Origin of the sequence: Brevundimonas sp. NPDC092305 (assembly GCF_044755415.1) — a bacterium.
GTDB lineage: Bacteria > Pseudomonadota > Alphaproteobacteria > Caulobacterales > Caulobacteraceae > Brevundimonas.
Genome location: NZ_JBIVQY010000001.1, coordinates 759,126 through 775,064 on the forward strand (window position 1 = coordinate 759,126; position 15,939 = coordinate 775,064).

At 65.1% G+C, this 15,939-nt stretch carries 16 protein-coding genes; 11 read left to right on the forward strand and 5 right to left on the reverse strand.

What is annotated here, in order from left to right:
• Positions 1–11 precede the first annotated feature (11 nt).
• From ACIQC9_RS03765 to egtB, 3 genes are all read left to right on the forward strand, one after another.
• Positions 12–992: a mechanosensitive ion channel family protein gene (locus tag ACIQC9_RS03765; RefSeq protein ID WP_400612547.1), complete on the forward strand. Its 981-nt coding sequence runs from the start codon at positions 12–14 to the stop codon at positions 990–992.
• 4 nt (positions 993–996) lie between these two features.
• Positions 997–2,010 carry a threonine aldolase family protein gene (locus tag ACIQC9_RS03770; protein WP_400612549.1) on the forward strand — a complete coding sequence of 338 codons (1,014 nt, stop codon included), beginning with the start codon at positions 997–999 and terminating at the stop codon, positions 2,008–2,010.
• 99 nt (positions 2,011–2,109) lie between these two features.
• Positions 2,110–4,266, forward strand: a complete 2,157-nt coding sequence (gene egtB / locus ACIQC9_RS03775) for an ergothioneine biosynthesis protein EgtB (protein WP_400612552.1) — start codon at positions 2,110–2,112, stop codon at positions 4,264–4,266.
• Positions 4,267–4,320: 54 nt separating this feature from the next.
• On the opposite strand, the gene ACIQC9_RS03780 is transcribed toward egtB, so the two are convergent.
• Both ACIQC9_RS03780 and ACIQC9_RS03785 read right to left on the reverse strand, forming a co-directional pair.
• On the reverse strand, positions 4,321–4,545 hold the full coding sequence (locus ACIQC9_RS03780) for a general stress protein (protein ID WP_400612554.1): 225 nt from the start codon (positions 4,543–4,545) through the stop codon (positions 4,321–4,323).
• Positions 4,546–4,668: 123 nt separating this feature from the next.
• A complete protein-coding gene (locus ACIQC9_RS03785) occupies positions 4,669–4,848 on the reverse strand; it encodes a hypothetical protein (protein WP_400612556.1) in 180 nt (59 codons plus the stop codon).
• A 147-nt stretch (positions 4,849–4,995) separates the two neighbouring features.
• Here ACIQC9_RS03785 and ACIQC9_RS03790 point away from each other — a divergent pair, with 147 nt between their 5' ends.
• Positions 4,996–5,280, forward strand: coding sequence for a hypothetical protein (locus ACIQC9_RS03790; protein ID WP_400612558.1), 285 nt, complete (start codon positions 4,996–4,998; stop codon positions 5,278–5,280).
• Here ACIQC9_RS03790 and ACIQC9_RS03795 read toward each other — a convergent pair.
• Complete coding sequence (locus ACIQC9_RS03795) at positions 5,277–5,972, reverse strand: MBL fold metallo-hydrolase (protein ID WP_400612561.1); 696 nt, start codon at positions 5,970–5,972, stop codon at positions 5,277–5,279. The genes ACIQC9_RS03790 and ACIQC9_RS03795 overlap by 4 nt on opposite strands.
• Before the next feature lie 179 nt (positions 5,973–6,151).
• On the opposite strand from ACIQC9_RS03795, the gene tig reads away from it, so the two are divergent.
• From tig to ACIQC9_RS03820, 5 genes are all read left to right on the forward strand, one after another.
• Complete coding sequence (gene tig, locus ACIQC9_RS03800; protein ID WP_400612563.1) at positions 6,152–7,495, forward strand: trigger factor; 1,344 nt, start codon at positions 6,152–6,154, stop codon at positions 7,493–7,495.
• Between the two features lie 67 nt (positions 7,496–7,562).
• On the forward strand, positions 7,563–8,495 hold the full coding sequence (locus tag ACIQC9_RS03805) for a hypothetical protein (RefSeq protein WP_400612565.1): 933 nt from the start codon (positions 7,563–7,565) through the stop codon (positions 8,493–8,495).
• 70 nt (positions 8,496–8,565) lie between these two features.
• The gene (locus ACIQC9_RS03810) at positions 8,566–9,492 is read left to right on the forward strand and encodes a hypothetical protein (RefSeq protein WP_400612567.1); all 927 of its coding nucleotides are present in this window, start codon (positions 8,566–8,568) and stop codon (positions 9,490–9,492) included.
• A gap of 101 nt (positions 9,493–9,593) precedes the next feature.
• Positions 9,594–10,235 (forward strand): ATP-dependent Clp protease proteolytic subunit, encoded by a 642-nt coding sequence (locus tag ACIQC9_RS03815; RefSeq protein ID WP_400612569.1) that lies wholly within the window; start codon positions 9,594–9,596, stop codon positions 10,233–10,235.
• A 71-nt stretch (positions 10,236–10,306) separates the two neighbouring features.
• Positions 10,307–10,624: a hypothetical protein gene (locus ACIQC9_RS03820; RefSeq protein ID WP_400612571.1), complete on the forward strand. Its 318-nt coding sequence runs from the start codon at positions 10,307–10,309 to the stop codon at positions 10,622–10,624.
• A 7-nt stretch (positions 10,625–10,631) separates the two neighbouring features.
• Here the strand turns inward: ACIQC9_RS03820 and ACIQC9_RS03825 are convergent, their stop codons facing one another.
• Entirely contained in the window at positions 10,632–11,270 is a 639-nt protein-coding gene (locus ACIQC9_RS03825) for an HAD-IB family hydrolase (protein ID WP_400612573.1), read from the reverse strand.
• Between the two features lie 192 nt (positions 11,271–11,462).
• Between ACIQC9_RS03825 and clpX the strand changes: the two genes are divergently transcribed.
• Positions 11,463–12,740: an ATP-dependent Clp protease ATP-binding subunit ClpX gene (gene clpX / locus ACIQC9_RS03830; protein ID WP_400612575.1), complete on the forward strand. Its 1,278-nt coding sequence runs from the start codon at positions 11,463–11,465 to the stop codon at positions 12,738–12,740.
• A gap of 54 nt (positions 12,741–12,794) precedes the next feature.
• On the opposite strand, the gene ACIQC9_RS03835 is transcribed toward clpX, so the two are convergent.
• Positions 12,795–13,112 (reverse strand): hypothetical protein, encoded by a 318-nt coding sequence (locus ACIQC9_RS03835; protein ID WP_400612577.1) that lies wholly within the window; start codon positions 13,110–13,112, stop codon positions 12,795–12,797.
• Between the two features lie 352 nt (positions 13,113–13,464).
• On the opposite strand from ACIQC9_RS03835, the gene lon reads away from it, so the two are divergent.
• A complete protein-coding gene (gene lon / locus ACIQC9_RS03840; protein ID WP_400612578.1) occupies positions 13,465–15,861 on the forward strand; it encodes an endopeptidase La in 2,397 nt (798 codons plus the stop codon).
• The last annotated feature ends 78 nt before the right edge of the window (positions 15,862–15,939 follow it).

Here is a 15,939-nt window from a genome sequence, read left to right on the forward strand (position 1 = left end):
AGACCCGGCTCATGTCGATCCTCGGAACTCCCCTGAACGAGGCCGTCGAGGCGGGCCGCCGGGCCACCGCCATTGACGCCGCCATGCTCGCCAAGATCACGGATGTGGCGGGCGATTTCGCGATCAACCTGTCGGTCGCCCTGATCATCTTCATCGTGACGCTGTTCGCGTCGAAGTGGGCGTCGGGCGCCGCGCGACGGGCGCTGTCGCGGGTGCGCGGGTTCCGTCACGATCCCACGGTCCTCAGCTTCGCCGTGCAGATTGTGCGGGTGGTCGTTCTGATCATCGGCCTGATCGCCGTGTTGCAGCGGCTGGGCGTGCAGACGACCTCGATCATCGCGGTTTTGGGCGCCGCATCTCTGGCGGTCGGTCTGGCCCTGCAGGGTACGCTCTCCAACGTGGCTGCGGGCGTCATGCTGCTTGTGCTTCGACCCTATCGCGTCGGCGACATCGTCGATCTGGGCGGCAACATCGGGTCGGTGCAGCGGCTTGACCTCTTCACGACCCAGCTGTCGAACGGGAACAACGTCAAGATCGTGGTGCCCAATTCCAAGGTCTTGAGCGACGTCATTCTGAACCTGTCCGGCCAGAAGACGCGTCGAATCGAGATCAAGTTCGGCGTCGGCTACGGCGACAATCTGAACGACGCCCGCAAGGTGCTGGAGTCTGCCGCGCTGGCGCACGAGAAGGTGCTGGGCGATCCCGAGCCGTGGGCCGGCGTTACGGCGTTGCTGGACAGCTCTGTCGAGGTGTCGCTGCACGCCTGGGTCAAGTCCGAGGACCATTTCCAGACCCAGGCCGATCTGTTCCAGGCCGGCAAGGAGGCGCTGGACGCCGCCGGTATCGAAATCCCGTTCCCGCATCAGGTCGCCGTGCCCTGGGACGGCGAGGAACCGGAGGAAGCGCCGCCAGTCCGCAAGCGCGCCCCGAAGCCGGCGCCGGGCGCGGTCTCGCCGGCCGACAGCCATCCTGACCCGAGTGAAGAGGGCTAGCCGCGTGCGTTACGATTTCGGCTCGGACAATACCGCCGGCATGGCGCCCGCTGCGCTGGATGCGCTGGTCGCGGCGAACACCGGCTATGCACGGTCCTATGGGACGGACGACGTCACGGCCCGCGCCGCTGACCTTATCCGCGCGCGACTGGATGCTGATGCCGAGATCCGGTTTGTCTTCAGCGGCACGGCCGCGAACGCCATCGCCCTTTCCATGCTGGCCTGGCCGCACGAGGCGGTGCTGGCCCACCATGCCGCTCATATCTGTACGGACGAAACGGGCGCGCCCGGACTGTTCGGGCACGGATTGGGGCTGATCGGCCTGCCGGGGTTCTCGGGCAAGATCGATCCAGCCGCCCTGAAACTGGCGCTGGACGAGCCGGAGGTCGGTCATCGGCAGCCGCCGGCCGCGCTCAGCCTGACCCAATCGACGGAGTACGGCTCGGTCTACACCGAGGAAGAGCTTCGTCATCTGATCGAGCCGGCGAAGGCGCGAGGGCTGGGCGTGCACATGGACGGCGCGCGGCTGGCCAACGCCGCGGCAGCCGGATTCGACCTTGGTCAGATCGCCCGGCTGGATGTCGACGTGCTGGTGTTCGGCGGGGCCAAGGCCGGCGCGAATTGCACCGAGGCCATCGTGATGTTCGACCGGAAGCTGGCCCGCCGGATCGACAATCGGCTGAAGCAGGCCGGACAGACGGCGTCGAAGGGGCGGTTCCTCGCTGCGCCCTTCCTCGGATTGCTGGAATCCAACGCCTGGGAGACCGGAGCCGCGCACGCCAACCTGATGGCGCAACGGCTGGCGGACGGCATCGCGGCGAAGTCCACCTTCGTGCTCGCTCATCCGGTCGAGGCCAACGCGGTCTTCGTGCGCATGCCGCCCGAGGCGCATCAGCGCCTGAACGATCTGGGCTGGGCCTGCTACCGCTTCGACGACGGCTCGGTGCGGTTCGTCTGTTCCTGGGCGACGCAGGAAGACGCCGTCGATGAACTTTTGGCGGCAATCGCAACGCTTTGACGCCGTCGTTCATTGAACGCTGGCGATGAGCCGACTATCTGGAACAAAACGAGACCATCTGCGACAGGCAGGTGATGTTCCATGCTGCAGGGGAAAGTCATGAGCGCAACGACGCGGATCGCCGACCGAACGGCGGACGACCTTCTGCTGTACCGCATGGTGCGCGGGGCCATGCCGATGCTGGCCGAGGGTTTGAGCGCAGAGGATCTGGGGGCGCAATCCATGCCGGATTGCAGCCCCGGAAAATGGCATCTGGCTCATACCAGCTGGTTTTTCGAGGCCATGATCCTGTCGGAACAGCCCGGCTACACGCCGGTCGACGACGGGTTTCAGACGCTCTTCAATAGCTATTACGAGGCGCTTGGCCAAAGGGTGGAGCGTCCCGAGCGCGGGCTGATGACGCGGCCGTCGCTGGATCAGGTGATGGCCTACCGCACCGAGATCGACCGACGGATGGCGGCGTGGATCGACGCGGGCGGCGCGGACGCCCGTGCACGGTATCTGTTCACCCTCGGTCTGAACCACGACCAGCAGCATCAGGAGCTTTTCCTGATGGACCTGCTCAACCTGATGTCGCGATCGCCATTGGATCCTGCTGCTTACGACGCGGAGCCCCGGTCGCGCCCGGTAGAGACGGGGAGGGGCGGCGAGACGCGGTTCGAGGGCGGGCTCTGTTGGGTCGGCCATGACGGCGCGGGCTTTGGCTTCGACAACGAAGGGCCGCGGCATCGGCAGTGGCTGGAGCCCTATACCTTGTCCGCCGACCTGGTGACGAATGGCGACTGGATCGCCTTCATTGATGACTCTGGCTACGCCCGTCCCGAACTGTGGCTGTCTGACGGCTGGGCTACAGTGAAAGCGGAGGGCTGGAACGCGCCGCTCTACTGGCGTGAGGAAAACGGCGGCTGGAGCGTGATGACGCTGACCGGTCGCCGGCCGGTGGACCTCACCGAACCTGTCCGGCACATCAGCTTTTATGAAGCCGACGCCTACGCCCGATGGACTGGCAAGCGCCTGCCGACCGAGAGTGAGTGGGAACATGCGGTGCGCAGTCGGCCGGACGCCTTTTCCAACGCCTTCGGCGAGGTCTGGCAATGGACCGCCAGTCCCTACGCGCCCTATCCCGGCTTCGCCCCGACGGAAGGCACGGCGTCGGAGTACAACGGCAAGTTCATGGCCAATCAGATGGTCCTGCGTGGGTCCAGCTTCGGTACGCCCGAGGGGCATGCGCGGGCGACCTATCGCAACTTCTTCTATCCGCATCAGCGCTGGGCTTTCATCGGGCTGCGACTGGCCGCCGATGCGCCTTCGACGACGAAGGTCAGCGACGACGCCGAGACCGCGCGGTTCAGGCGGGACCTGATCGACGGCCTGAAAAAATCGCCGAAGGTCGCGTCGCCCAAGTGGTTTTACGACGCCGAGGGCTCCCGTCTGTTCGAGGAGATCACCCGTCTGCCGGAGTACTATCCGACCCGTCAGGAGGCCGCCCTGCTACGCCGGATCGCGCCGGAGTGGGCGAGCCGCTTCGGGACTGATGCGGTGCTGGTCGAATTCGGCTCAGGCGCAAGCGAGAAGACCCGGATCGTGCTGGACGCCGCGTCCGATCTCGCCGCCTATGTGCCGATCGACATCAGCGCCGACGCCCTCGACGCGGCGTCACATCGGGTCGCCGAGGCCTATCCCAGGCTGGCGGTCCGCCCGCTGGTCGGAGATTTTTTGCATCTCGGTGCTCTGCCGGCGGGGATCGGGCAGGGCCGCAAGGTGGGCTTCTTCCCCGGCTCGACCATCGGCAATCTCGAGCCGACAGAAGCCGTCGCCTTCCTGCAGGCCGCGCGCGGCCTGTTGGGTGAGGGCGCGCTGTTCGTCCTCGGCGTGGACCTGGTCAAGGAGCCCGACATTCTGGTTGCAGCCTATGACGATGTCCAAGGGGTGACTGCGGCGTTCAACCGCAATCTGCTCGTAAGGGCCAACCGTGAACTCGGCGCCGACTTCGACCTGCACGCCTTCACTCATCGCGCCGTATGGAATGCAGAGCGTTCGCGTATGGAAATGCATCTTGAAGCCCGGCGCGACATGACCGTGGCGATCGGCGCCGAGCGGATCGGGTTCATTGCCGGCGAGACGGTGCACACCGAAAACTCCCGGAAGTTCACCGAGGCGTCATTGCGCCAGATGGTTGAGGCTGCGGGCTGGACGGTGGAAGCGTTCCAGGCGGGCCCGGAACCCTCTGTGGCGCTGGCGCTGCTGTCGTCCTGACACGAAAAAGGGCGGCGTCACCGACGCCGCCCTTTTTACGCTGACTGTTCGTTCTTACTCGGGAACTACCGGCGTCTCGCGAGTGCGGGAACCGTGCGAGGCTTCTCCGCCCTTGCGACCCGCCTGCGCCGCCAGACTGCGGTCTTGCGAGAAGCTTCGTTTCTCACTGGGTACGCTGGCGCCGCCCTTTCGGGCGATCTCGCGCTGGCGTTCCGGGTCCATCGAGGCGAAGCCCCGCTTGGAGACGCCGGACGCTCTCGTGGGCTGACTTTGAGCCATCTGGTGATCCTTTCGTGGCGACGGTGGCGGTTGCGGAATGAACCCTCCGGGTCCGGTCCGGTTCCGGGGCTGCTCCTCACAAATGCGAACGAATCACAGGGGTTGGAGCGAAGCATGGTCTTCTCAGCCGTACGGCCGGGAATCGCCGGGCCCGCCGCCGCCTGGGTCTTGCTGGGGAATTTCGGTCGGACTGCCGCCGGGACTTTCCGAGGGCTGGTCGCCGGGATCGATGTCTGGACCGGGGGTCTCCGGGGGCATGATCTCGGGCTCGCCGCCGGGGCTGTCGGGTTCGATATAGGTCATGCGTCAGACTCCTTGTGGGACTCGAACGCGTCTGGCGGCACGGCCGTTCAATCACGATCGCGACGACATGGGGATGTCACGGGAACCCCGGCATGCGGCGCGGATTGAGCAGGCTCTATCCCCGACATCCTCTTCAGGACCTCCGCCATGACCGACCCCTATTCCGCCGATCGCACCGCTGACGACATCGATGACGCGTTCGACACGCCGTCCGGGCGGCTGGACCGTCAGGCTGACGCCATCCTCGATGAGGGTCGCACGTTTGAAGGGCGCCCGCTGCGCCGCGCTGTGCGCGAGGATGCCGCAGACGTCCGTAAATGGGGACGTGAGCGCGGAGCCCGACTGCGTGGCGCCGTTGAGGCCGAACCCGTTCGCGCCTCCCTGTACGCTCTCGGTCTGGGCGTCGTGATCGGGATGCTGATCAGCCGCTAGGACGGCCCTGTAGGCTCTCGCATCCGGGGCGCTCCCTTCAGGGCCACGTCCGAAACGAAGGGATTGGTCCGCCGCTCGACTCCGAAGGTCGAGTGGGGGCCATGCCCGGGCACAAAGGTCACGTCGTCGCCAAGCGGCCAAAGCTTTGTAACGACGGAGTCGAGCAGAGCCTGATGGTCGCTCTGTGGAAAATCGGTACGTCCGACCGAGCCCTGGAACAGGACGTCGCCAACCTGGGCGAAGCGGGCTTCACGGTTGAAAAAGATGACGTGGCCGGGGGTGTGGCCCGGGCAATGGTAGACCTCCCAAGTCGTATCCCCGAGCGACACCGTGTCGCCGTCTGACAACCAGCGCGTCGGCGTGAAGCTGCGCACGTCCGGCATGCCGTAGAGCTGACCCTGCATTGGAATGCGGTCGATCCAGAACTGGTCGGCCTCGTGCGGACCGATGATGTCCAGACCCGTCTTTTCCTGCATCTCCGCCGCCCCGCCGGCGTGATCGAGGTGGCCATGGGTAATCCAGATCGCGTCCAGCGTCAGGCCCTGGCGGGTCACAGCCGCCAGCAGGTCGTCAACTGAGGCGCCCGGGTCGATGATGGCCGCCTTCATCGTCCTGCGGCACCAGACGAGGGTGCAGTTCTGCTGCAGCGGGGTGACGGGGAAGACGGCGACGCCGATCGGAGAGGTGCTCATATCCCCTAGATAGCGAGCCCCGGCCTGCACAGGAACCGTCGCGCGTTGACCTTTCGGGCGGTCATCGACATAAGGGCGGGCTTCGAGGCGCCGCCCTGTCAAAGGGCGGCCCTTCTGCTTTTTCCATCTTCGCGCGCGTCCGCCTCAAGGACGCCGCCCCAGAGCGTCAGAATCCGACCATGCAAGTCGTCGAAAAGTCCTCCGAAGGCCTCAGCCGCGTGATCGCGGTCACCATTCCCGCAGCCGAGCTGAACCAGAAGCTGGACGCCCGTCTGAAGGAAGTGGCGCCGCAGATGAAGCTCAAGGGCTTCCGTCCCGGCAAGGTCCCGGCCGCGCACGTCAAGAAGACCTTCGGCCGCGACCTGATGGGCGAGATCGTCAACAACGAGCTGAACGCTTCCAGCCAGAAGGCCCTGGACGACGCCAAGGTGCGCCCGGCCGCCCCGGCAGAGATGAAGCTGACCTCGGACATGGACAAGGTCATCAAGGGCGAGGAAGACCTCGCCTATGAAATGTCGCTGGAAGTCATGCCTGACTTCACGCCAGTCGACATCGCCAAGCTGAAGCTGAAGCGCCCGACCTATGAGGCCTCCGACGCCGACCTCGACGAGGCGCTGACCGAGCTCGCCGGTCAGGCCAAGTCGTACGAGGACAAGAAGGGCAAGACGGTCAAGGCCGCTGACGGCGACCAGCTGACCATCGACTTCGTCGGCAAGCTGGACGGCGAAGTGTTCGAGGGCGGCTCGGCCACCGACGCCGATCTGGTCATCGGCTCGAACCGCTTCATCCCGGGCTTCGAAGAGCAGTTGAAGGGCGCCAAGGTCGGCGAAGAGAAGACGATCAACGTCACCTTCCCCGAAGATTATCAGGCCGCCAATCTGGCCGGTAAGGCCGCGACTTTCGACGTCACCGTCAAGGCCATCAAGGCCGAAGCCGAGACCAAGGTGGACGACGAGTTCGCCACCCGCATCGGTCTGGAATCGCTCGACAAGCTCAAGGAGCTGCTGCGCTCGAACCTGAACCAGCAGTACTCGGGCGCTGCCCGCTTCAAGCTGAAGCGCGCGCTGCTGGACGAGCTGGACAAGGCCCACGATTTCCCGCTGCCGCCGAAGATGGTGGAAGCCGAGTTCGACGGCATCTGGCAACAGGTCGAGGCCGACAAGGCCGCCGGCCGCCTGCCGGAAGAAGACGCCAAGAAGACCGACAAGAAGCTGAAGGACGAGTACCGCAAGATCGCCGAGCGCCGCGTGCGTCTGGGCCTCGTGCTCGCCGAGATCGGCCGCGCCCACAACGTGCAGGTCAACGATCAGGAACTGAACCAGGCGATCATGAACGAGGCCCGCAATTATCCGGGTCAGGAACGCCAGGTGCTGGACTTCTACCGCCAGAACCCGAACGCCGCCGCCCAGATGCGCGCGCCGATCTACGAGGAAAAGGTCTGCGACCTGATCTTCGACAAGGCCGAGGTGAAGGACACCAAGATCACCAAGGAAGAGCTTCTCAAGGAAGACGACGACCTTTAACCGAACGCGGGGTTGTAACCCAAGCGGTGTTGGATCAGGCTCTTTCGGCGCCAGCCGGGAGAGCCTGATGCGTTTTCTGACACTCGGAGTCGCCGCGGCGCTCTTGCTTCCGGCGTGGACTGTGTCCGCACAGACGCCGCCCGAAGACGATCCGGCATCCCTTGACGACGTCGTGGTCTATGGTGGCGCTCCGGCCGAGCGGGCGAGGCAATTTGTCCATGAGGTCTCGCGGCCGCCGTTCGGTCGTGCGCTGGCCCGGTGGACGGCGCCGATCTGCATCGGCGTGGCGAACCTGCAGCCCGACGCAGCGCAGGCCCTGATTGACCGGATCGCCAGCGTGGCGGCGTCACTGGGGCTGGAGCCCGCGGAGCCCGGCTGCAAGCCCCACATCCTGATCGTCGCCGCCCACGCGAGCGATGCGGACGCGCTGGTCGACAAGTTCGTTTCCGAAGACGAGTACCAGCTTCGTCCGTCCCGGGGAGGTACAGATCTGGGCAGTCAGGCGCTGGAAGCGTTCAGGGAGTCACGGGCGCCGGTCCGCTGGTGGCACGTCAGTCTGCCGGTCATGGCTGAAACAGGACAGCCGGCGCTTCTGCTGGACGGCGACACTCCGACGCCTCCGCCTACCGGCGATACCCCTCCGATGTATATGGTCATGGTGCCGAGTATGTCGCGGATCAGTCAGCCGGTTCGGAATGACCTCATGCGCGCGATCATCGTGGTCGACGTAGACCAGACCCGATCCGTATCCTTCGCGTCCCTCGCCGACTACCTGTCGATGGTGGCGCTTGCCCAGATCAATCCGGCCGTCGAGGTGGGGTCGGCGGACTCGATCCTAAACCTGTTTAACGCAGACGCATCCCGGGCCACGAAAATGACGGACTGGGACGCCGCGTTTCTGGTCTCTCTCTATGAGTCCCGCTCAAACCCCATGAGCTCCGCCCAGCAGGCCAACGAGATGGCCAGAGACATGATCCGGGCGGTCGGAGACGGCGGCTGACTTTGGTTCAGTAGCTGACGCAATCGGAAAACCGCGATATCGTGGACTATCGGTTGTTCGGGGAAACGCCATGAACCTCGTTTTCAGTCTGGCCGCGCTCGCCCTTCTCGCCGGAGCGCCGCAGGACCCGGTCCCCGCTGCTCCGCCAGTCCCCGCATCCCCTGCGCCCGACCCCGAAACCGCGACTGAGATTGATGATGTGGTCGTGTATGGCGGCGACCCTGTCGACCGTGCGCAGCGGTTCGTGCAGGAAGTCAGCCGGCCCGCATTCAGCCGCCCGCTCGCGCGCTGGAACGACCCGCTCTGTGTGGGAGTGACCAACATCGAGCCTGTCGCAGCGCAAGCCATGATTGACAGGATTTCGACAGTCGCCGTTGCGCTGGGCCTTGAAACGGAGCCCCCGGGCTGCAAGCCCAATGTTCTGGTCATCGCCGGTAATACCGACCAGCTCGCAACCCTTGCGCGGAACTCGGTCCGTGACCGGCCGATGGCGTGGCGCCCATCACGGGGTGGGACCGACCTCGGCAGCGTGGCGCTCCGCGAGTTTGCGAACTCAACCGCCCCGGTGAGGTGGTGGCATGTCAGTCTGCCCCGGACGCTGGACGAAGGCATTCCGGCGATCCCCTTGAATGGTGAGCCGCCACCCCAGCTGGTGGTGCGTGGCGCGTCGCGGATTTCCTCCCAGTTGCGGACCGATCTGATGGGCGTGGTGATCCTGGCCGACCTGTCGAAGATGCAGACGACTTCGTTCGCCGCGCTTGCCGACTACATAGCGATGGTCGCGCTGGCCCAGATCGATCCGGCCCTTGATGTCCATTCTGCGGACACCATACTGAACCTGTTCAACCCGGATCAGGCCGCGCCGCGTGGCATGACCGAATGGGACGCCGCCTTCCTGGTCTCGCTGTACGAGTCCAAGCCCAATCCCCTCAGCCCCTCGCAGCAACAGCGCGAACTGAGTCGCGAGATTGTTCGGCTGACGGGGCAGGGCGGCTGATCAAAGGCCGGGCGCCTTGCACAGTCAGGCGTCCGGGCCGATATCGGGGTGAGCGAAGGGCGAGCCTGAGTCGCCCCCTCCAGCATCCCGAGAAGGCCTGAATGCGCGATCCGATCGACTATATCCAATCCAACCTCGTTCCCATGGTCGTGGAGCAATCCAGCCGGGGCGAACGGGCCTTCGACATCTTCTCGCGCCTGTTGCGCGAGCGGATCATCTTCCTGACCGGACCCTTCGAGGACGGGATGGCGTCGCTGATCTGCGCCCAGCTGCTGTTCCTTGAATCGGAGAACCCGAAGAAGGAAATCAGCATGTATATCAACAGCCCGGGCGGACAGGTTCACTCGGCGCTCGCGATCTACGACACCATGCAATACATCCGCTCGCCCGTGTCGACGGTGTGCATGGGCATGGCGGCCTCGGCCGGCTCGCTGATCCTCGCCGCCGGCGCCGCCGGCCAGCGCGTGGCCCTGCCGAACGCACGGGTCATGGTTCACCAGCCGTCGGGCGGGTTCCGCGGTCAGGCCTCGGACATCGAACTGCACGCGGCGGACATCCGCTACACCAAGAAGCGGCTGAACGAGATCTATGTCCATCATACCGGCCGCACCTACGAGGAAGTCGAACAGACTCTCGACCGCGACCACTTCATGAGCGCCGAGGAGGCCAAGAACTGGGGCATCGTGGACCACGTCTATGACCGCCGCGAACAGGCGGACGAGGACGGCGTGAAGACGGTCTGATCGAACCAAGCGAAAACAGCGAAAGGCGCGCCTCACCGGTGCGCCTTTTTCTTTTGTGCTATCAGGCCCTCATGCAGACACGTGACTCCAGCGGGACCGTAGAGGTCGACGGCGACATCTATCACTGGGAGCTTCGGCGCCAGCCGCGGCCGACGACGGGTGGAGACTGGGACGGCATCGCCGTGACCCTTCGACTGCAGGACTTCCAGCGCGAGGCCATCGTTCAGTTCCCCCCGCCGCTGCGCCCCAACGGCCGGCCCGATACCGAGAAGCAGTTCGTGAACACGGACCACGTTCGTAACGCTGTGACGGCCGTGATCGAGGCCGGCTGGAACCCGACCTCGCGCGGCAAGCCGGTCAGCTTCGACGTGGACGCCCAAGGGCGGTAGAGACCGCTCAGGGAAGTTCGTTGAACACCCGGAAGCCGGGCTCGTCCGCGATCTGCAGCATTTCAGTGTCGCCGGAGGTGTCGCCGTAGGCAGCCGCGAGCCGGAGGTCATCTCCATAGACCGCGCGCAAGCGTCGCACCTTCTCCTCGCCACGACAGTTCGGGCTGTCAAAGGCGCCTGTCACGCGATCCTCGCCGTCAAAGACCAGCCGTGTGCCCAGCAATGCATCCGCCCCCAACCGGCGCGCGAACGGCGCGACGGTGGTCTCCGGACTGGCCGTGACGATCACGCGGTGCGCACCCTTCTCGCCCCAGGCGTTCCAGCAGGCGAGGGCGTCCGGCCGCATGAAGTCTGACCAGACCTCCGCGGCGAAGGTCTCCGCATCAGCCTCCAGCTGTTCGCGGGTCACGCCCCTCAGAAACTCCTTCACCGAGGCCGCCTTGATCCGCCCCCGATCGCGATCCCGCGCGTAACCGGCTACGGCCGGAGCCATCCTGACCAGCCCGAGCGCCCATCGGCCCGGCCCGACGCGCCAGCGCAGGAAGGCGGTGAAGCTGTCGCGAATCGTCAGTGTGCCGTCGAAGTCGAACGCGACAATCGGCGTCCCGGACTGGCGGGCACGGTCCTTGCTTCCCATGTCAGACATTCGCCGTGATCCCCATGCAGACTGCCTTGTTCACCGTGTCGTCAACGCTCCGCGCCAAGGCGGGGTTGTGGCAAGGGACGGGATGGGTGATTGTCAATTTTTGAAGACCTTTGCGCCCACTGTTGGGGAATCAACGCGAAGGAAGCGCGTCCGGCCTCATATCGGGGCGGTTCGCGGGAGTGAGAAGGGTCTATGACCAAAGCCGCCGGCACTGACGCCAAAAGCACCCTGTACTGCTCGTTCTGCGGAAAGAGCCAGCATGAGGTGCGCAAGCTCATCGCGGGACCTACGGTCTTCATCTGCGACGAGTGCGTCGAACTGTGCATGGACATCATCCGGGAGGAGCACAAAATCTCCTTCAAGGCGTCGAAGGACGGGGTCCCGACGCCCAAGGAGATCCGCGAGGTTCTGGACGACTACGTCATCGGCCAGTCGCACGCCAAGAAGGTCCTCTCGGTCGCGGTCCACAACCACTACAAGCGCCTGAACCACGCGACGAAGAACAACGACGTCGAACTGGCCAAGTCGAACATCATGCTGATCGGGCCGACCGGCTCGGGCAAGACGCTGCTGGCCCAGACGCTGGCGCGCATCATCGACGTGCCTTTCACGATGGCGGACGCCACGACGCTGACCGAAGCCGGTTATGTCGGTGAGGACGTCGAGAACATCATCCTGAAGCTGCTTCAGGCCTCCGACTACAACGTCGAACGGGCCCAGCGCGGCATCGTCTACATCGACGAGATCGACAAGATTTCGCGCAAGTCGGACAACCCGTCGATCACCCGTGACGTGTCGGGCGAGGGCGTGCAGCAGGCCCTGCTGAAGATCATGGAAGGCACCGTCGCCTCCGTGCCCCCGCAGGGCGGTCGCAAGCATCCGCAGCAGGAGTTCCTGCAGGTCGACACCGCCAACATCCTGTTCATCGTCGGCGGCGCCTTCGCCGGCCTTGAAAAGGTGATCTCGGCCCGCGGCGAAGGGGCCTCGATCGGCTTTGGCGCCAAGGTCAAGGAAGTGGACGAACGCCGCACCGGAGACATCCTGAAGAACGTCGAGCCTGACGATCTGATGCGCTTCGGCCTGATCCCCGAGTTCATCGGCCGTCTGCCGGTTCTGGCGACGCTGGAAGATCTGGACGAGAAGGCGCTGGTCACCATCCTGACGGAGCCGAAGAACGCTCTGGTCAAGCAGTACAAGCGTCTGTTCGAGATGGAGAACGTGGATCTGACATTCACCGACGACGCGCTGATCTCGGTCGCCAAGAAGGCCATCACCCGCAAGACCGGCGCGCGGGGCCTGCGCTCGATCCTGGAAGGCATCCTGCTCGAGACCATGTTCGAACTGCCCACCTTCGAGGGCGTCGAAGAGGTCGTGGTCAACGCCGAGGTTATCGAAGGCAAGGCGCAGCCGCTGCTGATCTACGCCGAGACCAAGGGCAAGAAGTCGGCGACGCCTGACAGCGCTGCCTGATTTTCAGAGACGGATTGAAGGAAGGGCGGACCGCAGGGTCCGCCCTTTTTCGTTTCAGGGCGTGCGCGGGTGGAGGTTGGTTTCCTCCGCTGCCTGCTTGGCCCCGTCGCGAACCGCAGGGGTGGGGCCGTCAGCGGCGGCGGGCGCTGCGGCCGAAACCTCGGCTGCCGCGGTATCGGCCGCGGCGTCCGCCTTGCGGTTGGAAGACCGGACCGGGGCAGGGGCGGGCGGCGTCGTGCGGTCGGGCTGGGCCTCTGTAGGCTGGGCGTCGATGGCCTCGTCGGCGGTGATCGGCGGTGAAGCCTCTTCAGCGGGGCGTTGGCAGGCTGAAAGGGTCAGCGCGGTCGCAGCGAGCAGAATGACGGATCTCATGGGGTCCTCCTCCTTGACCTGTAGCGAACGGCCAAGCTGGCGAAGTGTTGCGTTGCGCGGTCGATGATGCGTCCCGGCCACAGTGTCTTACGCCTGATTTTGCTGCCTCTCGCCGAGCTTGCACACAGAACCTGAAGCTAAAGAGCGAAGCCGTGCACTGTCCGTGCAGCTTCACCACGACTGGGGACCGTTCGCGCAACAGGTCCGGTCACGCTTGAACCCTGCGTCATCGGGGCCACATACTCATCCGAAGGCCGCGGAATGCGGGCCGAGTCGATACGGCGGGGCATGGGCGTCCCGTTTGCCGGCCCGGCGGGTCCGAGATCAACGAGGGCCCCGGAAAGTACGCATCATGACCGAGACCAAAACTCTTCCCGTCCTGCCCCTCAGGGACATCGTCGTTTTCCCGCACATGGTCGTGCCGCTGTTCGTCGGTCGCGAGAAGTCGGTGAAGGCGCTGGATGAGATCATGAAGGGCGAGAAGCAGATCCTGCTCGCCACCCAGAAGAACTCGACCGACGACGATCCCTCGTCCGACGCCATCTATCCGATCGGGGTGCTGGCGACGGTGCTGCAACTGCTGAAACTGCCGGACGGCACCGTTAAGGTGCTGGTCGAGGGCAAGTCGCGAGCGCACCTGACCCGCTTCACCGACCGCACCGAGTATTTCGAGGCCGAGGCCGTCGAGATCGCGGACGAGCAGGGCGAGCCCAGCCAGTCCGAAGCGCTGCTGCGCGCGGTGATCGAGCAGTTCGAGAACTATGTGAAGCTGAACAAGAAGGTCCCTCCCGAGGCCCTCAGCTCCATTCCGCAGATCACCGAGCCGTCGAAGCTGGCGGACAGCGTCGCGGCCCATCTTTCGGTCAAGATCACCGACAAGCAAGGCCTGCTGGAAACGGTCGCCGTGCCGGCGCGGCTGGAAAAGGTCTACGGCCTGATGGAGGGCGAGATTTCCGTCCTGCAGGTCGAGAAGAAGATCCGCTCGCGCGTGAAGCGCCAGATGGAGAAGACCCAGCGCGAATATTACCTGAACGAGCAGATGAAGGCGATCCAGCGCGAGCTGGGCGAGACCGACGACTCCCGTGACGAGATCATGGAGCTGGAGAAGCGCATCCGTAAGACGCGCCTGTCCAAAGAAGCCCGCACCAAAGCCGAGGCCGAGGTGAAGAAGCTGCGCAACATGAGCCCGATGTCGGCGGAGTCGACGGTGGTCCGCAACTACCTCGACTGGTTGTTGTCCGTGCCGTGGGGCAAGGCGAAAGCCAAGCCGATCGACCTGCAGAAGGCCGAGGACATTCTCGAGGAGGACCACTACGGCCTCGAGAAGGTCAAGGAACGGATCATCGAGTATCTGGCCGTCCAGGCGCGTACGAACTCGCTGAAGGGGCCGATCCTTTGCCTCGTCGGACCTCCCGGCGTCGGCAAGACCTCGCTGGCCAAGTCGATCGCCAAGGCGACGGGGCGTGAGTACGTCCGCATGTCGCTGGGCGGGGTGCGGGACGAGTCCGAGATCCGGGGTCACCGCCGGACCTACATCGGCTCGATGCCCGGCAAAATCATCCAGTCGATGAAGAAGGTGAAGACCACCAACGCCTTCATCCTGCTGGATGAGATCGACAAGCTGGGCGCTGACTGGCGCGGCGATCCCTCATCGGCGCTGCTTGAGGTGCTGGATCCGGCCCAGAACTCGACGTTCGGGGATCACTACCTCGAGGTCGACTACGACCTTTCCAACATCATGTTCGTGACGACGGCCAACAGCCTGAACATGCCGCAGCCGCTGATGGACCGGATGGAGATCATCCGGGTGTCGGGCTACACCGAGGATGAAAAGGTCGAGATCGCCAAGCGTCACGTCCTGCCCAAGGTCACGACCGAGAACGGCCTGAAGCCGGCCGAGTTCGTGGTGCCTGACGACACCATCCGCGACCTGATCCGCTACTACACGCGGGAAGCCGGCGTGCGTTCGCTGGAGCGGGCGCTGGGCGGACTGGCGCGCAAGGCCGTGCGCGAGATGTCCAAGGAGAAGACGCTTTCGATCACCGTGGATGACGCCAAGCTGGCCGAGTACGCGGGCGTGAAGAAGTTCCGCTACGGCGAGACGGACGAGGAGGATCAGGTCGGCATCGTTACCGGTCTGGCCTGGACCGAGTTCGGCGGCGACATACTGACCATCGAGGCGATCAAGATGCCGGGCCGCGGTCGCATGACCGTGACCGGCAACCTCAAGGAGGTGATGAAGGAGTCCATCTCCGCCGCCGCCTCCTACGTCCGGGCCCGGGCCCTGTCGTTCGGGGTCAAGCCGCCCGTGTTCGAGAAGACCGACATCCACGTGCACGTGCCGGACGGCGCGACGCCCAAGGACGGCCCCTCCGCCGGTGTGGCCATGACGGTCGCCATGGTCTCGGTCCTGACCGGCATTCCGATCCGCAAGGACATCGCGATGACCGGCGAGATCACCCTGCGGGGCCGGGTCACCGCCATCGGCGGCCTGAAGGAGAAGCTGCTCGCGGCGCTCCGCTCGGGCATCAAGACGGTGCTGATCCCGGAAGAGAACGAGAAGGACCTCGCCGACGTCCCGGACAATGTGAAGGGTGCGTTGGAGATCGTTCCGATCAAGACTGCGGACGAGGCGCTGAAGTGGGCCCTGACCGGGACGCTGACGCCGGTCGAATGGGACGAGACCGCCGAACCCTTGCCGGCGGCCCCGCCGGTTCAGGATCCCGGCGCGGTTCCCGCCACGCACTAGAACAGACGCCGTCCCGGAGAGCCGGGGCGGCGTTTTTCTTGCCGCTCCAAGCTTTGCCTTGATGTTGACGCGGAGCAG